This is a genomic window from Caenimonas aquaedulcis (genome assembly GCF_015831345.1).
Classification (GTDB): Bacteria; Pseudomonadota; Gammaproteobacteria; order Burkholderiales; family Burkholderiaceae_C; genus Ramlibacter; species Ramlibacter aquaedulcis.
Genome location: NZ_JADWYS010000001.1, coordinates 897995 through 913315 on the forward strand (window position 1 = coordinate 897995; position 15321 = coordinate 913315).

The following is a 15321-nucleotide window of genomic DNA, read 5'->3' on the forward strand; positions in this document are numbered from 1 at the left end:
TCCTTTAAGCCTTGGCTTTCACATAGCGGCCCGGCGCAGGCTCGATCGCCTTGAACTTGCCCTTGCCGTAAGTCTTGGGGGCTGCGACCAGCTTGCCCGCGTGGGGTTTCAGCCAGTTCGACCAGTCGGTCCACCAGCTGCCCGGATGTTCCTTGGCGCCCTTGATCCAGGTCTCGAGCGATTCGGGAAGCTTGTCGTTGGTCCAGTAGGACCGCTTGTTCTTCGCGGGCGGGTTGATCACCCCCGCGATATGGCCCGACGCGCCCATGACGAAGCGCTTCTTCCCGGGCAGGTGCTTCGTCGACGCGTAGGCGCCGCCGATGGGCACGATGTGGTCTTCGCGCGAGCCGTAGATGTACACGGGAATGTCGAGATTGCCCAGGTCCACCTTCTCGCCGCACACGGTGAGCTTGCCGGGCTTGACGAGGTTGTTCTCGAAGTAGGTGTTGCGCAGGTACCAGGTGAACATGGGCCCGGGCAGGTTCGTGGAATCGCTGTTCCAGTACAGCAGGTCGAACGGCGGCGGCGTTTCGCCCTTGAGGTAATTGCCCACCACGTAATTCCACACCAGGTCGTTGGGGCGAAGGAAACTGAATGTAGACGCGAGTTCCTGGCCCTTCAGCAGGCCGCCCCGGCCCAGCTGCATTTCCCGGAACTTGACGAAGGGCTCGTCGATGAAGAGGTCCAGCACGCCGGTGTCGGAGAAGTCCAGCAGCGTGGTGAGGAAGGTCGCCGAGGCCACCGGCTTTTCGCCCCGCGCCGCGTGGACGGCCAGCGCGGTGCCCAGGATCGTGCCGCCGACACAGAAGCCCAGCGCGTTGAGCTGCTTCGCGCCGGTGATCTCGCGCACGACGCGGATCGCCTCCATCGGGCCTTCGCCCACGTAGTTGTCCCAGGTCTTGCCCTGCACCGCGTCGTCCGCGTTGCGCCAGCTGATGACGAAAGTGCGATGGCCCTGCGACACGAGGTAGCGGATGAGCGAATTCTCGGGCTGCAGGTCCAGGATATAGAACTTGTTGATGCAGGGCGGCACGACCAGGAAGGGGCGCTCGTGCACCTGCTTGGTGAGCGGCTTGTATTCGATGAGCTGGAAAAGCTCGTTCTCGAACACCACCGCGCCTTCGGTCGTGGCGACGTTGGTGCCGACCTCGAACACGCTCTCGTCCGTCATGGACACGTGGCCCTGCTTGATGTCCTTCAGCAGGTTCTGCACGCCCTTGGCGATGCTTTCGCCCTGCGTCTCGATGGCCTTTTTCTGCGCCTCGGCGTTCAGGCACATGAAGTTGCTCGGCGACGAAGCAGCCATCCATTGCTCGATCGCGAAACGCAGCCGAGCCTTGGTCTTCGCGTCCGTATCGGCGGCTTCGGCCATGGCCAGCAGCGTGCGCGCATTGAGGAGGTAGACCGCCGCGGAAAACGCCGCCACCGGGTTCGCGGACCAGGCGTCGGAGGCGAAGCGCTTGTCGCCCGCACCGGGGTTCGCGGAGAGGCCGCTGTTCCAGAGCTCGGTGGCTTCCTTGACGTACGCCTGCTGCAGGGCCTCGAGCTTGTCGGGGGAGAACTGCAGTTGCGGCATCGCGGGCATGCCGGCGCCATGGACCCCGGAAAAGGTCTGCATGGCCTGCGTCCAGCTGTCGCCGAGGCTCTGCTGGAACTGCTGGGCGGCCTGCGCCCAGACTGCTTCAGAATTCATCTTGTCTCCTGATTACCCTGTTATTCGGGTTAACCCGAAGTATCTGTCAATTCATGTTGCAGTGCAACAAGTTTTCAACCGGCTCCCCATGTACATCGTCGCCATCGCCTGGATTTACGTCGCGCTCATGATGGCGGTGGCCGAAGCCACCAACCCGATCGGCACGGTGCTCGGCGCCATCTTCACCTTTGTACTCTATGGCGTGGCGCCTGTGTCGTTGGTGGTTTACCTGATGCGAACGCCGCAGCGCAAGCGTGCGATCAAGGCACGCGAAGCGGCTGAGCTGGAGCAGGCGCGGGCCGCCGCGTCAGGCGAGCCAGACACTCGCGGCGAACCGCCCGCTGACGCGGTCGCGCCGGTGCGAAAAGAAGATTGAGGGATTGCCCACGGTGCACCACGGCGCGCTGCCATCGTTGCCGTGGACGGAGGTGATGCCGAGCGCCGCAAGACGGCGCCGCGCGAGCGCCGGCAGGTCGGCGAGGTATTTGCCGGGCGCGTGAACGCGGAAGCACGCCGCTGCGCCTGCATCCGATGCTTCGAAGGCCTGCTTGACTTCCTCTCCCACCTCGAAGGCCTCCGGGCCGATGCAGGGGCCCAGCCAGGCGAGGACGTCCGACGGAGCGGGCCGCCCGCCGTTCGCGTCGCGCAGCTGCTCCCACGCACATTCGATCACCCCGCGCCCGCCCTCGCCCGCCAGGCCACGCCATCCCGCATGCGCCGCCGCGACCGCGCCGGCGTCGCGCAGCGCGAAGAGCACAGGCATGCAATCGGCCACCATGATCGTGCACGCCACGCGCCTTTCGGCGGTGACGCAGATATCCGCTTCGATGCCGTCGGCACTGTCCGCGTCGATGTGCGCCGCCCCCCAGCCGTGCACTTGCTTCATGAACACGGGATGCGCGCCGAGCGCCTCCGCATAAGTCGCGCGGTTGCGCGCGACGTCGGCGGGCGAATCGCCGACGTGATCGCCCAGGTTGAGGCTGTCGTAGGGGGGTCGCGAGGCCCCGCCCAGGCGCGTCGAGCACGCCGCCTCCACACCCCGCGGCGCGGGCCATGCGGGGACGATCCACCCAGGGGGCGATTGCATCAAGGCTCGTTGTCCGGGCAGTTCGACGGCTGCGCCGCCTGGAACGCCGGATGGGCCATGCACGCGTCGAAGGCGGCCATCGTGCGCGGCAATCCCTCGTAGCTCGTGTTCACACGGCGCCCATTGAAAATTTGCGGCACGAGGCAGCAGTCGGCGAGCGTGGGCGTGTCGCCATAGCAGTACTTCGAACGCGGCAGCGCCGCGAGTTGCCGCTCGAAAGCTTCCAGTCCCTCGCGCACCCAGTGGCGATACCACGTGTTCTTCGTTTCCTCGTCCACCTTCAGCTCGCGCACGAGGTACTTCAGCACGCGCAGGTTGTTGAGCGGATGGATTTCGCACGCGATGTCCTGCGCCAGCGCACGCACCTTCGCGCGGCCCAGCGCATCGCGCGGCAGCAGCGGCGTTTCGGGATGCACTTCGTCGAGGTATTCGATGATCGCCATGGACTGCGAGAGCCGCTCGCCCCCATCGAGCTCCAGCATCGGCACGAGCGTCGACGGCGCGATGGAGGCGAAGCCCTCCTTCTTGTGCTCGCCCTTCACCAGGTGCACAGGCACGTAGTCATAGGGCAAACCCTTCAGTTGCAGCGCGATGCGCACGCGAAACGAGGCGGAGGAGCGGAAGTAGTTGTAGAGCTTCATGGCAAAAGGATAATGCCCTTTTGCCTGTCGAATGCAAGGAGTTGGCATGCGAGCCGAGCAGAACGAATTGATCACACGCATCGGTCCGGGCACGCCCTGCGGCGCGGTGCTGCGCAGCTACTGGCAGCCTGTCGCCCTGGTGGACGAGTTCGACCCGGCGCTCGATCCGCGCATGGCGGAACGCGCGGTGAAGGCCGTGCGCATCCTCGGGCAGGACCTCGTGCTGTTTCGCGACGCGCAGGGCGCGTGGGGCCTGCTCGACCGTGCCTGCCCGCATCGCGGCGCGGACCTGTCTTTCGGGAGGCACGAGGGCGACGGCCTGCGCTGCCCCTTCCACGGCTGGAAATTCGATGCCGCGGGCAAGTGCCTCGACACACCGGCCGAGCCCGCCGGCAGCAAGCTGTGCGAGCGCGTGCGCCAGCGCAGCTATCCGGTGCTGGAGAAAAGCGGCGTGCTCTTCGGCTGGTTCGGCGAGGAAGGGACGCAGCCGCCGCCCTTCCCCGCGTTCGACTGCTTCACGGCGCCCGCGTCCCACACCTTCGCCTTCAAGGGCTTGTGGAACTGCAACTGGCTGCAGGCGGTCGAGGTCGGCATCGACCCCGCGCATCCTTCCTTCCTGCATCGCTTCCTCAACGACGAGCCGCTGGAGGAGATCGGCCGCAATGCGGCGGGCAAGCAGTTCCGCAGCGCCGCGGCCGGAGAAGCGGACGGCGAGCGCTGGCCGATGACGCGCATCATGCGCGAGTTCCACCAACCCGAGATCAGCTTCGAGCCGCAGCCCTGGGGGATGCAGCTCACGGCCTTGCGCCCGATGACGGATGCGCTCACGCACGTGCGCGTGACGCAATCGATCTTCCCGCAGACCTTCGTGATCCCCTTGTCGGAAACGCTCACGATCACGCAGATGCACGTGCCGGTGGACGACACGCACACGTACTGGTATTCGTTCTTCACCAGCTTCGCCGAGCCGGTGGACAAGGAAGCGATGCGCAACCAGCGCCTGCAATACATCGAGCTGCCCGACTACCTGCCGAAGTCCGGCCGCCACAACCACTGGGGATTCGACGCGCGGGAGCAGCGCACGCAAACCTACCTGGGCATGGGCGAGGACGACATCAACGTGCACGACCAGTGGGCGGTGGAGAGCATGGGTGCGATCCAGGACAGGACGCGCGAGCACCTGGGCACGAGCGACAAGGTGATCATGGCCAACCGGCGCATGCTGCTGAAGGCGATCGAGACCGTGCAGGCCGGCGGGGTTCCGCCCGGCTGCGCGGACGCGTCCCAGGCCGCTGCAATGACCGGGCCCGACACGGTCGACGGCATCGCGCCGGCCGGCGAATGGGCGACGTGGTGGCGCGAACGCACGCGTGCCAAGCGCGCGGGCGCACCCTGGACGCATCGCACCACCGTCGCTGCATGAGCACCTTCGCGCAGCGCTGCGGCCTCCACGACGCGGCGCGTGAAGCAGCGCTGGTGCGCGCGGAGCGGCTGATCGCGGGCGCGTCGCTGGAGCTGGTTCGCTTCGCGTGGTGCGACCTCCACGGCGTGACGCGCGGCAAGACACTGGTGGCGTCGGCGGCGCGGCGCGCGATGGAGGAAGGCGTGGGCCTGGTGAGCACCTTGATGCTCAAGGACGCATCCGACCGCACCGCGTACAAGGTGTTCGAGCCCGATGGCACCGCGTCGCTGCCCGGCTTCGGGTTTGCGAACAACCTCCTGCTGATGGCCGACCCGGCAAGCTTCCGGCAATTGCCCTGGGCCGGCCAGACCGGATGGGTGCAGGGCCAGCCCTGGTTCCAGGACGGCACGCCCGTGGAACTGGACACGCGCCGCGTGCTGCAACGCGCGCTGCGGCGGCTTGCCGATGCGGGCCTGGCGATGCGTTGCGGACTCGAAGTGGAATTCCACATCTACCGAATCGAGGACACGCGCGAACAGCTCGATCCGCAGCTGGCCGGCTGGCCGGGCCTGCCGCCCGCGGTGCGCATGATCCACCCGGGCTACAACCTGCTGAACGATGCGTGGTTCGACATGGCCGAGGAGCCGCTGCGCATCGTGCAACGGACGGCGCAGGCGCTGGGCATGCCGCTGCTGTCCCTGGAGATCGAACTGGGGCCGAGCCAGGTGGAAGCGGTGTTCGAAGCGACGGATGCCCTCGCCGCGGCGGACAACATGGTCCTGTTCCGCAGCGCCGTGAAGCAGGCGCTGCGCTGCGCCGGCTACCACGCCAGCTTCATGTGCCGCCCGCCGTTCCCGAACATCATGTCCAGCGGCTGGCACCTGCACCAGTCGCTGGTCGATGCGCGCAGCGGCCGCAACCTGTTCAGCCGCGACGCGCCGGCGGACGGCTCGACGCCTGCCGACGCGGGTTACACGCTCTCCAGGCTCGGCGAGCAGTACCTCGCGGGGCTGCTGGCCCACGCGCGGGGGATGACCGTGTTCTGCACGCCGAGCGTGAACGGCTTCGGACGCTTCCGCCCGAATGCACTCGCGCCGCAATCGGTTCTCTGGGGCCGGGACAACCGCGGGGCGATGCTGCGCGTGATCGGCGAATGCGGGGACGGCGCGACGCGTATCGAGAACCGCATCGGCGAACCCGCGGCGAATCCGTACCTGTATCTCGCATCGCAGATCCACGCGGGCCTGGACGGCATCGCACACGCGCTGGAAGCCCCGCCCGCCACCGATGCGCCGTATGGCGACGCGTCGGACAGGCTGCCCACCTCGCTCGGCGAGGCGCTCGACGCGCTCGCGGGCGACGCCGCGCTGGCCGAAGGCTTCGGCCAGTCCTTCATCGGCTACTTCACGCGCATCAAGCGCAGCGACCTGCAGCGCTGGGACAGCGCGCAGGACAAGGAAGACTTCGAACGGCGCGAGTACTTCAGCCGTTTCTGAAATTCAGGCCGGTTCCGAGATTTCGGTGAGGGCCTGCGAGGCGGGCCGCGATTCGCTTTCCTTCACGGCCAGGTCCGCGAGCGCCACGATGCCGACGAGGCGCTTGTCGCGGTCGACGACCGGCAGGCGGCGGATCTGGTGCTCGCTCATGAGTTTGGAGGCGCGATCGACCGACTCGTCGTCGTACACCCAGTGGATGCCGTCGGACATGATGTCGCGCACCTTCGTGTCGGGCCCGCGGCCTTCGGCGATGGCGCGGATCGCGATGTCGCGATCGGAAATCGCGCCGACCATCTTGTCGTTCTCGCTGACGGGCATCATCCCGAAGTCGCCGTCGCGCATGGCTTTGGCGGCGTCGCCGATGGTCGCGTCCGGGGCGATGACTTTCACGTCACGGCTCATCACGTCGCTGATCTTGTGCATGGTGTTCTCCTGTTGGGTCACCATGATGGCGATGCGCGGCCGCATGCCGCTGTAGGACAATGCCTTCGATGATCACCGTGTACTTCGCCACTGCCGACCAACCCGCGAAGCCGCAGCCGGTGCAGTGCGCGACGGAGCGCAGCCTGATGAAGGCCGCGCTCGCCGGCGGCATCGACGGCATCGCGGCCGACTGCGGCGGCATGATGACCTGCGGCACGTGTCACGTTTTCGTGCGCGAGCCCTTCGCGAGCCGGCTGCCGGCCCCCGGGGAGGACGAGAACGCCATGCTCGGCTACACCGCGGAGCCCCGCCGTGCGAACAGCCGCCTCGCCTGCCAGATCGCGCTGGACGATTCGCTGGACGGCCTCACGGTAGACTTGCCGCGCACCCAGTATTAGACCCCCAGCAGGACCCATCCCATGATTCTCGAAATCGCAGAAATCCGCATCGCCCCGGGCCAGCAGGCCGCCTTCGACGAGGCAATCCACCGCGCGCTCACCACCGTCGCGGTAAAGGCCAAGGGCATGCGCGGCTACAAGGTGAACAAGGGGATCGAATCGCCCGAGCGCTACGTGCTGCAGATCTTCTGGGACACGCTGGAGAACCACACGGTGGATTTCCGCGAAGGACCGCTGTTCCCGCAGTGGCGCGCCATCATCGGCCCGTTCTTCGCGAGCCCGCCGGTGGTCGAGCACTTCACCCTGGTGACGAAGTCCGACTGAGGACTCTCAACCGGCCTCGTGGCCCGCCACGAGCTTGCCGAGCAGCCCGACCAGCTGCACCCGCTCCTGCGCGTCGAGCGAGCCGAGAATGCGCGATTGCGCACGGGACACCGCGCGCTTCATCGCGACCGCGGCGGCCTCGCCGGAAGCCGTCACCCACAGCAGCTTGCGCCGCCGGTCCGCGGCATCGGCCTCGCGGCGAACCCAGCCCTTGGCTTCCAGCCGGCCGATGACCGAGCCGAACGTCGCCGCGTCGAAAGCCACCTTCCCCGCCAGCGTCACCTGGTCTTCGCCCGGATCGTCGATCAGCGCGTTGAGGATCGCGAACTGCACCGGCGTCACGTCGAAGCTCGCCGTCTCTTCCATGAAGATCGCCACCGCCACCTGGTGCGCCCGGCGGATGAGGTGCCCCGGTGCGTGCTGGAAGTCGAAGCTCTTGGCCATGCGGCGAGTGTAGCCACGGCCTGCGCTTGCGATGGTCCGGATTAGTATGTATGCTTATTTCTTTTGCCGCGGCCATGCCCTCCTCCCTGAACCTCGTGATCGCCGGCGGCGGCATCGGCGGCCTGGCCGCGGCCTTCGTCCTGGCGCGCAAGGGGCACCGGGTCACGGTGCTGGAGCAGTCCGCGGCGTTCGGCGAAATCGGCGCGGGCATCCAGCTCGGTCCTAACATCTTCCGGATGTTCGACTACCTCGGCCTCACGGACGCCGTCAGCCGCGTTGCGTACTTCCCGCCCGGGCTCGGCATGAACGACGTGCGCACCGGCGAGAAAGTCGTGCGCGTCCCGCTCGGCGACACGGCGCGCGCCGCCTACGGATTTCCCTATGGCGTCATCTATCGCGCGGACCTGCACGATGTCTTCCTGAAAGCCTGCGGATCGCAACCGGGCGTCACGCTGCGCACCTCCAGCAAAGTCGAGTCGTTCACGCAGGACGCCACGGGGGTGAAAGTGTTCCTCACCGGCGGCGAAACGGTGCCCGGCGACGCGCTCATCGGCGCGGACGGCCTGTGGAGCCGCATCCGGGAGGCCGTCGTCGGCGACGGCAAGCCGCGCGTCTCCGGGCACATCGCGTACCGCGCGGTGCTCAAACGCGAAGACGTTCCCGCACACCTCTGGAGCGACGACGTACTGCTGTGGGGCGGCGAGAAGACCCACCTCGTCCACTACCCGCTGCGGCGCGGTGAGCTTTTCAACCTCGTCGCGGTCTTCCACAGCAACAAGTACGACGAGGGCTGGAACACCTTCGGCGACACCGCGGAGCTGAACGAGCGCTTCGCGCAGGCGGTGCCGCAGGTGCGCGAGCTGCTGGGCAAGATCGAAACCTGGAAGATGTGGGTGCTGTGCGACCGCGAACCGGTGAAGAACTGGAGCGACGGTCGCGTGACGCTGCTCGGCGATGCGGCGCACCCGATGCTGCAATACCTCGCGCAGGGCGCGGGCCAGGCGATCGAAGACGCCGTCGTGCTCGGCGAGGCGATGCACGCCAGCGGCGGCGACGTCGCGGCGGCATTCCTGAAGTACCAGGGCGCGCGTTACCTGCGCACCGGACGCGTGCAGCTCACCGCGCGCTTCTACGGCGACATCTACCATGCGAGCGGCGTGCAGCGCGAGCTGCGAAACCGAATGTTCCAGTCCGGCACGGAGTCCGCGGGCTTCGCGGGATTGAAGTGGATGTACGAGGGCATCGACCCGCCAACCATGTTCCGGTGAACCGATGACCACCTCGCTGACCGAACCTTCGCGCGATACGCCCGTCCTGGGCGAATGGGACGTCGCCGTGCTCGGCGGCGGGCCGGCGGGCATCGCGGCGGCCGTCTCCGCCGCGCGCGCCGGCCGCTCGACGCTGTTGATCGAACGCTATGGATTCCTGGGCGGCATGGGCACGGCGGCGGGCGTCACGAATTTCTGCGGCCTGCATGCCAACGTGCATGGGGACATCCGGCAGGTCGTGCATGGCGTGGCGGACGATCTTCTCGCGCGCATCGACAGGCTGGGCGGCCTCAACACGCCGCACTCGCTTTTCGGCAAGACCGTGGCGCAGGCCTACGACACCGCCGCCTACAAGATCGCCGCGGACGAGCTCATGGCGTCGGCGAAGGTGCAGGTGCTGTTCCACGCACTGGCTGCCGGCGTGCAGATGGATTCCGCACGGCGCGTGCGCGCGCTCTTCATCGAGACGAAGTCGGGGCGGCGCGCCGTGGTCGCGCGCACGTTCATCGACTGCTCGGGCGATGGCGATCTCGCCGCATGGGCCGGGGCCGCGTTCGAGAAGGGTGACGGACACGGGAACATGCTCTACCCCTCGACCATGTTCCGGCTGAACGGCATCGACCCGCAGCGGGCGGGCAAGGCCTGGGAGACGATCCCGAAGCTGATGCAGCAGGCGCAGGAAGAAGGCCGCTACACCTTCCCGCGCAAGACGCCCATCGTGCGGCCGCAAAAGAGCGGCATCGAGTGGCGAGTGAATCTCACGCAGCTCGCCAACGCCGACGGCAACGCCATGGACGGCACGGACGCGGCCGAGCTGAGCGAAGCCGAAGCGCTGGGCCGAAGGCAGATCGCGAGCGTCGCCGGTTTCCTCAAGGAAGTGCCCGGCTTCGAGAATTCCTACATCGTCGATATCGCGCCGCAGGTCGGCATCCGCGAGACGCGCCGCGTGAACGGCCTGTACATGCTCACCGAGCGCGACGTGCTGGACTGCGCGAGCTTCGACGACACGATCGGCGTGAACGGCTGGCCGCTGGAGCTGCACCTGAAGGGCGACGTGGAATTCCGCTGGCCGAAGATCCCGGAGAGCCGCGGCTTCAACCACCTGCCCTACCGGATGACGGTGCCGCCGGAATTCGACAACCTCTGGGTCGCGGGCCGCTGTGCGTCGATGACGCACGAGGCGCAATCCGCCGCGCGCGTCACCGGCGCGTGCTTCGTGATGGGCGAGGCCGCCGGCCTCGCCGCGCACTTGGCACTGGCCTCGGGCACCACGGCGGCCGGCATCGAGATCGCCGCATTGCAAGCGGGCCTGGAGGCGCAAGGCGCCTACCTCGGCCTGCGCTGGTAAAGACACGACAAGGAGCCATCGTGAACGCACCCCACCCGACCGCGCTGGCGCGCCAGCAGTTGTACAGCGACATGTCGCCTTTCCATCTCACGCCCCTGTGGGAGGTGTTGCACGCGCTCGTGCCGAAGCAGCCTGCCACACCCTGCGTGCCCGCGCTGTGGAAGTACGAAGAGGTGCGGCCCTTCCTCAAGCGTGCGGGCGAAGCCATCACCGCCGAAGAGGCGGTGCGCCGCGTGCTCGTGCTGGAGAACCCGGCGCTGCGCGGCCAGTCCGCGATCACGCAGTCGCTCTATGCCGGGCTGCAGCTGATCCTGCCGGGCGAAGTCGCGCCCAGCCATCGCCACACGCAAAGCGCGCTGCGATTCATCGTGGAAGGCCAGGGCGCCTACACCGCCGTCGACGGCGAGCGCACGACGATGCGCCCCGGCGACTTCATCATCACGCCGAGCTGGACCTGGCACGACCACGGCAACGACGCCTCCGGAGAAGCCGTGGTCTGGCTCGACGGCCTGGACATCCCGACGATCCGTTTCTTCGATGCGGGTTTCGCCGAGAACGACCAGAGCCGCTCGCAGGTCGTGAAACGACCCGAAGGGATCAGCCTCGCCCGCTACGGCCACAACATGGCGCCGGTTCGGCACGACGCGCCCTTCGGCGCGACCTCGCCGATCTTCAGCTATCCCTACGCGCGCAGCCTGGAAGCGCTCGAGCGGCTGGAGCGCGACGCGCCCATCGACGAGTGGGACGGCGTGAAGCTGCGCTACCTCAACCCGCTCACCGGCGGCTCGCCGATGCCCACCATGGCGACTTTCATGCAGAAAATCCCTGCCGGGTTTTCCGGGCGTCCGTGGCGGCAGACGGATGGTGCGGTGTACAGCGTGGTCGAAGGCCATGGCAAGGTGCACATCGACGGCGCGGGCGGTTCGCACACGTTTTCCTTCGGCCCGCGCGATCACTTCGTCGTGCCGTCGTGGCACACTGCGCGTTTCACGTCGGACGCGGGCTGCGTGTTGTTCAGTTTTTCCGACCGGCCGGTGCACCAGGCACTGGGTATCCACAGAGAAGAAAGGTTGTCATGAGCTACGTTTTCACCCCTCCCGCCGTCGCCTCCGTCCCCGTGGTCGGCCGCGCCGAGCGCTTCCCCGTGCACCGCGTCTACTGCGTGGGCCGCAACTACGTGGAGCACGCCAAGGAGATGGGTTTCACCGGCCGCGAGGCACCCTTCTTCTTCCTGAAGCCCGCCGATGCCGTCGTGCCCGTGCCCGCGGGCGAGACGGGCACCATCGCCTACCCGAGCCTCACGAAGGACCTGCACCACGAGATCGAACTGGTTGTCGCAATCGGTGTGGGCGGCAAGAACATCAAGGCGGCGGATGCGCAAAAGCACATCTGGGGCTATGCCGTGGGCCTGGACATGACGCGCCGCGACCTGCAGGGCGAGATGAAGAAGCAGGGGCGCCCCTGGTGCATCGGCAAGGCCTTCGAGCAGTCCGCGCCCATCGGCCCGATCACGCCCGCCGCGCAAGCCGGCGACGTGGCCCACGCGGAGATCTTCCTGCAGGTCAACGGCAAGGACCGCCAGCGCAGCACGGTGGGCAAGCTGATCTGGAACATCGGCGAGATCATCGAACACGTGTCGAGCGCCTGGGAGCTCGCGCCGGGCGACCTGATTTACACCGGCACGCCCGAAGGCGTGGCGGCCGTGGTCGCGGGCGACACGCTGTCGGGCGGGGTCGCGGGCCTCCAATCGCTCACGGTGAAGATCGCTTAAGCCTTGAAGACGCTGGAAATCCTGGCACGGCTGTGCGCCGTGCTCGCGGGCGTGCTGCTCACCGTGATCACGCTCATGACCTGCGTGAGCCTGATCGGGCGCAACACGATCGGCACCACGCTGGTGGGCGATTTCGAGCTGACGGGCGTCGCCACCGGCGCGGCCATCGCCCTGTTCATGCCCTGGTGCCAGTGCAGGCGCGGCAACATCATCGTGGACTTCTTCACCGCCCGGGCCAGCGGGCGCACGAACGCGCTCCTGGACCGCTTCGGCGCGTTCCTGCTGGCCCTGTGCTTCGCGCTGCTCGCATGGCGCACGACGCTGGGCGGGCTGAACTCCTTCAACTCGCATTCGGAAACGCAGATTCTCGGATTTCCGGAGTGGACGGTGTACGCGGCGATGGTCCCGGCCTTCGTGCTCACGTCCGTCATTGCGCTCTACCAGACGGCTTTCGGCTTCGCCGACGCCCCCGAAGCCCACGTATGAGGCCCCCACGCATGTCACTTCGTGTACTGCGCTGCCCCCCGAGAGGGCTGTCGCTCCTGGGGGCGGCCCGCCGGAGCGACGCATGAGCGCCCTCACCCTCACGCTCGTCATCTTCGGGATCATGCTGGTGCTGATGGCGATCCGCACGCCGATCTCGGTGGCGATGTTCGCCGCCGGCGCGATCGGCTACGTTATGCAGACAGGCTGGTCGCCCTTTGCCAACTTCCTCAACAACCAGGCCTTCGCGCGGTTCGCGAGCTACGACCTGTCGGTGATCCCGCTCTTCATCCTCATGGGGCACTTCGCGACACAGGGCGGCATCAGCAAGGCGCTCTTCAAGTTCGCCGCGGCCGCGATGGGACGCTTCAAGGGCGGCCTCGCGATGGCCGCGGTGCTCGCGTGCGCGGCTTTCGGCGCGATCTGCGGATCGTCCGTGGCGACGGCGGCGACCATCACCTCGGTCGCGCTCCCCGAGATGAAGCGCCACGGCTATTCCGGGCGGCTCGCCACGGGAACGCTCGCCGCGGCCGGCACGCTGGGCATCCTGATCCCGCCGTCGGTGCCGCTCGTGATCTACGCGATCCTCACCGAGCAGAACATCGCCAAGCTGTTCGCCGCCGCGATGATCCCCGGCATCATCGCGATGCTCGGCTACATGGCGGCCATCGCGATCTACGTCCGGGTCGTCCCGGGCCATGCCCCGGACGTGGATACGGAAACATCGCAACTCACGCTCGAAGCGCTGCTCGGCGTGCTGCCGATCGCGATCATCTTCCTCGTGGTGTTCGGCGGGATCTACGGGGGGCTGTTCACCCCGACCGAAGGCGCCGGCGTCGGCGCGGCCTCGACCTTCGTCGCGGCGCTCATCAAGCGCGAGATCACCTGGGAAAAGTTCAAGCAGAGCTTCTATTCCACCGCCGAGAGCTCGGCGATGATCTTCCTCATCTTCATCGGCGCCGACCTCATGAATTCCGCGCTGGCTCTCACGCAGGTGCCCAACCAGCTCGCGGCGCTGGTGGGCGGCTGGGGACTGTCGCCGCTCATGGTCGTGGCCGCGATCCTGCTGTTCTACGTGGTGCTGGGCGCCGTGATGGACGAGCTCAGCATGATCTTGCTCACGATCCCGATCTTCTTTCCCATGGTCATGGGGCTGGATTTCGGGATGCCGAAGGAATCAGTCGCGATCTGGTTCGGCATCATGGTGCTGATGGTGGTGGAGTTCGGCCTGCTGGCGCCGCCGGTGGGACTGAACGTCTACGTCGTCAACGGCATGGCGAAGGACGTCCCCATCGCCGAGAGCTACCGCGGCGTGATGCCGTTTCTCATCAGCGATACGCTGCGCACCCTCCTCCTGCTCTTCTTCCCGGGCATTTCGCTCTGGCTGGTGAAGTACGTCAGTTGAGGGAAAGCCCCGAAGGCGCGCGGCCCCCGCTGCGTTAAGTTAGCCCCTTGTCCCTGGAGACCCCCATGATCCAACGTCGCACCCTGCTCCAATCGTCCGCGGCCGTCGCGCTCGGCGCCCCCGCGCTCGCCGGTTTCGCACAGCAGTCGGTCACCCTCAAGTTCCACACCTTCATGGCGCCCCAGTCCAATGTGTGGCTGACGATGCACAAGCCCTGGATGGAGAAGGTCGAGAAGGAATCGGGGGGCCGCATCAAGTTCGAAGGCTATCCGGCCATGCAGCTCGGCGGAACGCCGGTGCAGCTGTACGACCAGGCCAAGGACGGCGTCGTCGACATCGTCTGGACGCTGCCCGGCAACACCGCCGGCCGCTTCCCGCGCATCGAGGTGTTCGAGCTGCCCTTCGTCATGTCCAACGCCGAGGCGACCTCCAAGGCCTACTGGGAGTACTTCCAGACCCAGACGCCGGACGAGTTCAAGGACACGCAGGTGCTGGCGCTCCACGTGCACGGCCCGGGCGTGATCCACACGGCGGACAAGCCGGTGCACACGGTCGCGGACATGCGCGGCCTCAAGGTGCGCGCGCCGACGCGCCAGGTCACGAAACTCGTCGGATCGCTCGGTGCGACGCCGGTGGGCATGCCCTTGCCCGGCATCCCCGACGCGCTGAGCAAGGGCACCATCACCGGTTGCGTGATCCCCTGGGAGGTGGTGCCCTCGGTCAAGGTCAACGAGCTCACCAAGTTCCACGCGGAGTTCGACCCCGCGGGCGGCTGCCTCTACACGACGACCTTCGTGATGGCGATGAACAAGGCGAAGTACAACTCGCTGCCGCCGGACCTGAAGAAGGTCATCGACAACAACTCCGGCATGGCGACTTCCGCCTGGCTCGGCAAGGTGCAGCAGGGCAACGACCCGATCGGCCGCAAGTCCGCGAGCGACCGCGGCAACACGATCTTCACGGTGAGCGCGGCGGACGCGCAGGAATTCCGCCGCAAGTCCCGCGCGATCGAGGTCGAATGGGTCGAGGACATGAACAAGCGCGGCGCCGACGGCCGCAAGCTGCTCGACACCGCCCGTGCACTGATCGAAAAGCACACGAAGACGACCAAAACCTGAGCGGAGCGCGCGGCTCGCGG

Annotated in this window: 17 protein-coding genes; 12 read left to right on the top strand and 5 right to left on the bottom strand. The window is 67.3% G+C overall.

Features of this window, described 5'->3' with window-relative positions; genetic code table 11:
• Positions 1 to 4 precede the first annotated feature (4 nt).
• Entirely contained in the window at positions 5 to 1693 is a 1689-nt protein-coding gene (locus tag I5803_RS04210) for a PHA/PHB synthase family protein (protein WP_196985151.1), read from the bottom strand.
• A gap of 88 nt (positions 1694 to 1781) precedes the next feature.
• On the opposite strand from I5803_RS04210, the gene I5803_RS04215 reads away from it, so the two are divergent.
• A complete protein-coding gene (locus I5803_RS04215; protein ID WP_196985152.1) occupies positions 1782 to 2069 on the top strand; it encodes a hypothetical protein in 288 nt (95 codons plus the stop codon).
• Here I5803_RS04215 and pgeF read toward each other — a convergent pair.
• Together pgeF and maiA are read right to left on the bottom strand one after the other, a co-directional pair.
• Complete coding sequence (gene pgeF / locus I5803_RS04220) at positions 2001 to 2780, bottom strand: peptidoglycan editing factor PgeF (protein WP_196985153.1); 780 nt, start codon at positions 2778 to 2780, stop codon at positions 2001 to 2003. The genes I5803_RS04215 and pgeF overlap by 69 nt on opposite strands.
• Positions 2780 to 3421, bottom strand: a complete 642-nt coding sequence (gene maiA, locus I5803_RS04225) for a maleylacetoacetate isomerase (protein WP_196985154.1) — start codon at positions 3419 to 3421, stop codon at positions 2780 to 2782. Before maiA ends, pgeF begins: the two co-directional genes overlap by 1 nt.
• A 46-nt stretch (positions 3422 to 3467) precedes the next feature.
• Here maiA and I5803_RS04230 point away from each other — a divergent pair, with 46 nt between their 5' ends.
• A complete protein-coding gene (locus I5803_RS04230) occupies positions 3468 to 4844 on the top strand; it encodes a Rieske 2Fe-2S domain-containing protein (protein ID WP_196985155.1) in 1377 nt (458 codons plus the stop codon).
• Positions 4841 to 6319, top strand: coding sequence for a glutamine synthetase family protein (locus I5803_RS04235; protein ID WP_196985156.1), 1479 nt, complete (start codon positions 4841 to 4843; stop codon positions 6317 to 6319). The genes I5803_RS04230 and I5803_RS04235 overlap by 4 nt, the downstream gene beginning before the upstream one ends.
• Before the next feature lie 3 nt (positions 6320 to 6322).
• Here I5803_RS04235 and I5803_RS04240 read toward each other — a convergent pair whose 3' ends face one another.
• Positions 6323 to 6742, bottom strand: coding sequence for a CBS domain-containing protein (locus tag I5803_RS04240; protein ID WP_196985157.1), 420 nt, complete (start codon positions 6740 to 6742; stop codon positions 6323 to 6325).
• A gap of 68 nt (positions 6743 to 6810) precedes the next feature.
• Here I5803_RS04240 and I5803_RS04245 point away from each other — a divergent pair, with 68 nt between their 5' ends.
• Together I5803_RS04245 and I5803_RS04250 are read left to right on the top strand one after the other, a co-directional pair.
• On the top strand, positions 6811 to 7140 hold the full coding sequence (locus I5803_RS04245; RefSeq protein ID WP_196985158.1) for a 2Fe-2S iron-sulfur cluster-binding protein: 330 nt from the start codon (positions 6811 to 6813) through the stop codon (positions 7138 to 7140).
• Positions 7141 to 7161: 21 nt separating this feature from the next.
• Positions 7162 to 7464 (top strand): antibiotic biosynthesis monooxygenase family protein, encoded by a 303-nt coding sequence (locus I5803_RS04250; RefSeq protein WP_196985159.1) that lies wholly within the window; start codon positions 7162 to 7164, stop codon positions 7462 to 7464.
• Between the two features lie 6 nt (positions 7465 to 7470).
• Here the strand turns inward: I5803_RS04250 and I5803_RS04255 are convergent, their stop codons facing one another.
• Positions 7471 to 7908, bottom strand: a complete 438-nt coding sequence (locus I5803_RS04255; RefSeq protein ID WP_196985160.1) for a MarR family winged helix-turn-helix transcriptional regulator — start codon at positions 7906 to 7908, stop codon at positions 7471 to 7473.
• A 74-nt stretch (positions 7909 to 7982) separates the two neighbouring features.
• On the opposite strand from I5803_RS04255, the gene I5803_RS04260 reads away from it, so the two are divergent.
• From I5803_RS04260 to I5803_RS04290, 7 genes are all read left to right on the top strand, one after another.
• Entirely contained in the window at positions 7983 to 9176 is a 1194-nt protein-coding gene (locus I5803_RS04260; protein WP_196985161.1) for a 3-hydroxybenzoate 6-monooxygenase, read from the top strand.
• A 4-nt stretch (positions 9177 to 9180) separates the two neighbouring features.
• Complete coding sequence (locus I5803_RS04265; protein ID WP_196985162.1) at positions 9181 to 10524, top strand: FAD-dependent oxidoreductase; 1344 nt, start codon at positions 9181 to 9183, stop codon at positions 10522 to 10524.
• Between the two features lie 20 nt (positions 10525 to 10544).
• Positions 10545 to 11603, top strand: coding sequence for a gentisate 1,2-dioxygenase (gene gtdA / locus I5803_RS04270; protein ID WP_196985163.1), 1059 nt, complete (start codon positions 10545 to 10547; stop codon positions 11601 to 11603).
• Positions 11600 to 12295 carry a fumarylacetoacetate hydrolase family protein gene (locus I5803_RS04275; RefSeq protein ID WP_196985164.1) on the top strand — a complete coding sequence of 232 codons (696 nt, stop codon included), beginning with the start codon at positions 11600 to 11602 and terminating at the stop codon, positions 12293 to 12295. The genes gtdA and I5803_RS04275 overlap by 4 nt, the downstream gene beginning before the upstream one ends.
• A 3-nt stretch (positions 12296 to 12298) precedes the next feature.
• Complete coding sequence (locus I5803_RS04280) at positions 12299 to 12781, top strand: TRAP transporter small permease (protein ID WP_196985165.1); 483 nt, start codon at positions 12299 to 12301, stop codon at positions 12779 to 12781.
• Between the two features lie 82 nt (positions 12782 to 12863).
• Positions 12864 to 14183: a TRAP transporter large permease gene (locus I5803_RS04285; protein WP_196985166.1), complete on the top strand. Its 1320-nt coding sequence runs from the start codon at positions 12864 to 12866 to the stop codon at positions 14181 to 14183.
• Between the two features lie 65 nt (positions 14184 to 14248).
• Positions 14249 to 15301 (top strand): TRAP transporter substrate-binding protein, encoded by a 1053-nt coding sequence (locus I5803_RS04290; RefSeq protein WP_196985167.1) that lies wholly within the window; start codon positions 14249 to 14251, stop codon positions 15299 to 15301.
• Positions 15302 to 15321 lie beyond the last annotated feature (20 nt).

Excerpts from the sequence above, each read along its gene's own strand:
- I5803_RS04210 (WP_196985151.1), bottom strand. The coding sequence starts at position 1,693 with ATGAATTCTGAAGCAGTCTGGGCGCAGGCCGCCCAGCAGTTCCAGCAG.
- I5803_RS04215 (WP_196985152.1), top strand. The coding sequence starts at position 1,782 with ATGTACATCGTCGCCATCGCCTGGATTTACGTCGCGCTCATGATGGCG.
- pgeF (WP_196985153.1), bottom strand. The coding sequence starts at position 2,780 with ATGCAATCGCCCCCTGGGTGGATCGTCCCCGCATGGCCCGCGCCGCGG.
- maiA (WP_196985154.1), bottom strand. The coding sequence starts at position 3,421 with ATGAAGCTCTACAACTACTTCCGCTCCTCCGCCTCGTTTCGCGTGCGC.
- I5803_RS04230 (WP_196985155.1), top strand. The coding sequence starts at position 3,468 with ATGCGAGCCGAGCAGAACGAATTGATCACACGCATCGGTCCGGGCACG.
- I5803_RS04235 (WP_196985156.1), top strand. The coding sequence starts at position 4,841 with ATGAGCACCTTCGCGCAGCGCTGCGGCCTCCACGACGCGGCGCGTGAA.
- I5803_RS04240 (WP_196985157.1), bottom strand. The coding sequence starts at position 6,742 with ATGCACAAGATCAGCGACGTGATGAGCCGTGACGTGAAAGTCATCGCC.
- I5803_RS04245 (WP_196985158.1), top strand. The coding sequence starts at position 6,811 with ATGATCACCGTGTACTTCGCCACTGCCGACCAACCCGCGAAGCCGCAG.
- I5803_RS04250 (WP_196985159.1), top strand. The coding sequence starts at position 7,162 with ATGATTCTCGAAATCGCAGAAATCCGCATCGCCCCGGGCCAGCAGGCC.
- I5803_RS04255 (WP_196985160.1), bottom strand. The coding sequence starts at position 7,908 with ATGGCCAAGAGCTTCGACTTCCAGCACGCACCGGGGCACCTCATCCGC.
- I5803_RS04260 (WP_196985161.1), top strand. The coding sequence starts at position 7,983 with ATGCCCTCCTCCCTGAACCTCGTGATCGCCGGCGGCGGCATCGGCGGC.
- I5803_RS04265 (WP_196985162.1), top strand. The coding sequence starts at position 9,181 with ATGACCACCTCGCTGACCGAACCTTCGCGCGATACGCCCGTCCTGGGC.
- I5803_RS04275 (WP_196985164.1), top strand. The coding sequence starts at position 11,600 with ATGAGCTACGTTTTCACCCCTCCCGCCGTCGCCTCCGTCCCCGTGGTC.
- I5803_RS04285 (WP_196985166.1), top strand. The coding sequence starts at position 12,864 with ATGAGCGCCCTCACCCTCACGCTCGTCATCTTCGGGATCATGCTGGTG.
- I5803_RS04290 (WP_196985167.1), top strand. The coding sequence starts at position 14,249 with ATGATCCAACGTCGCACCCTGCTCCAATCGTCCGCGGCCGTCGCGCTC.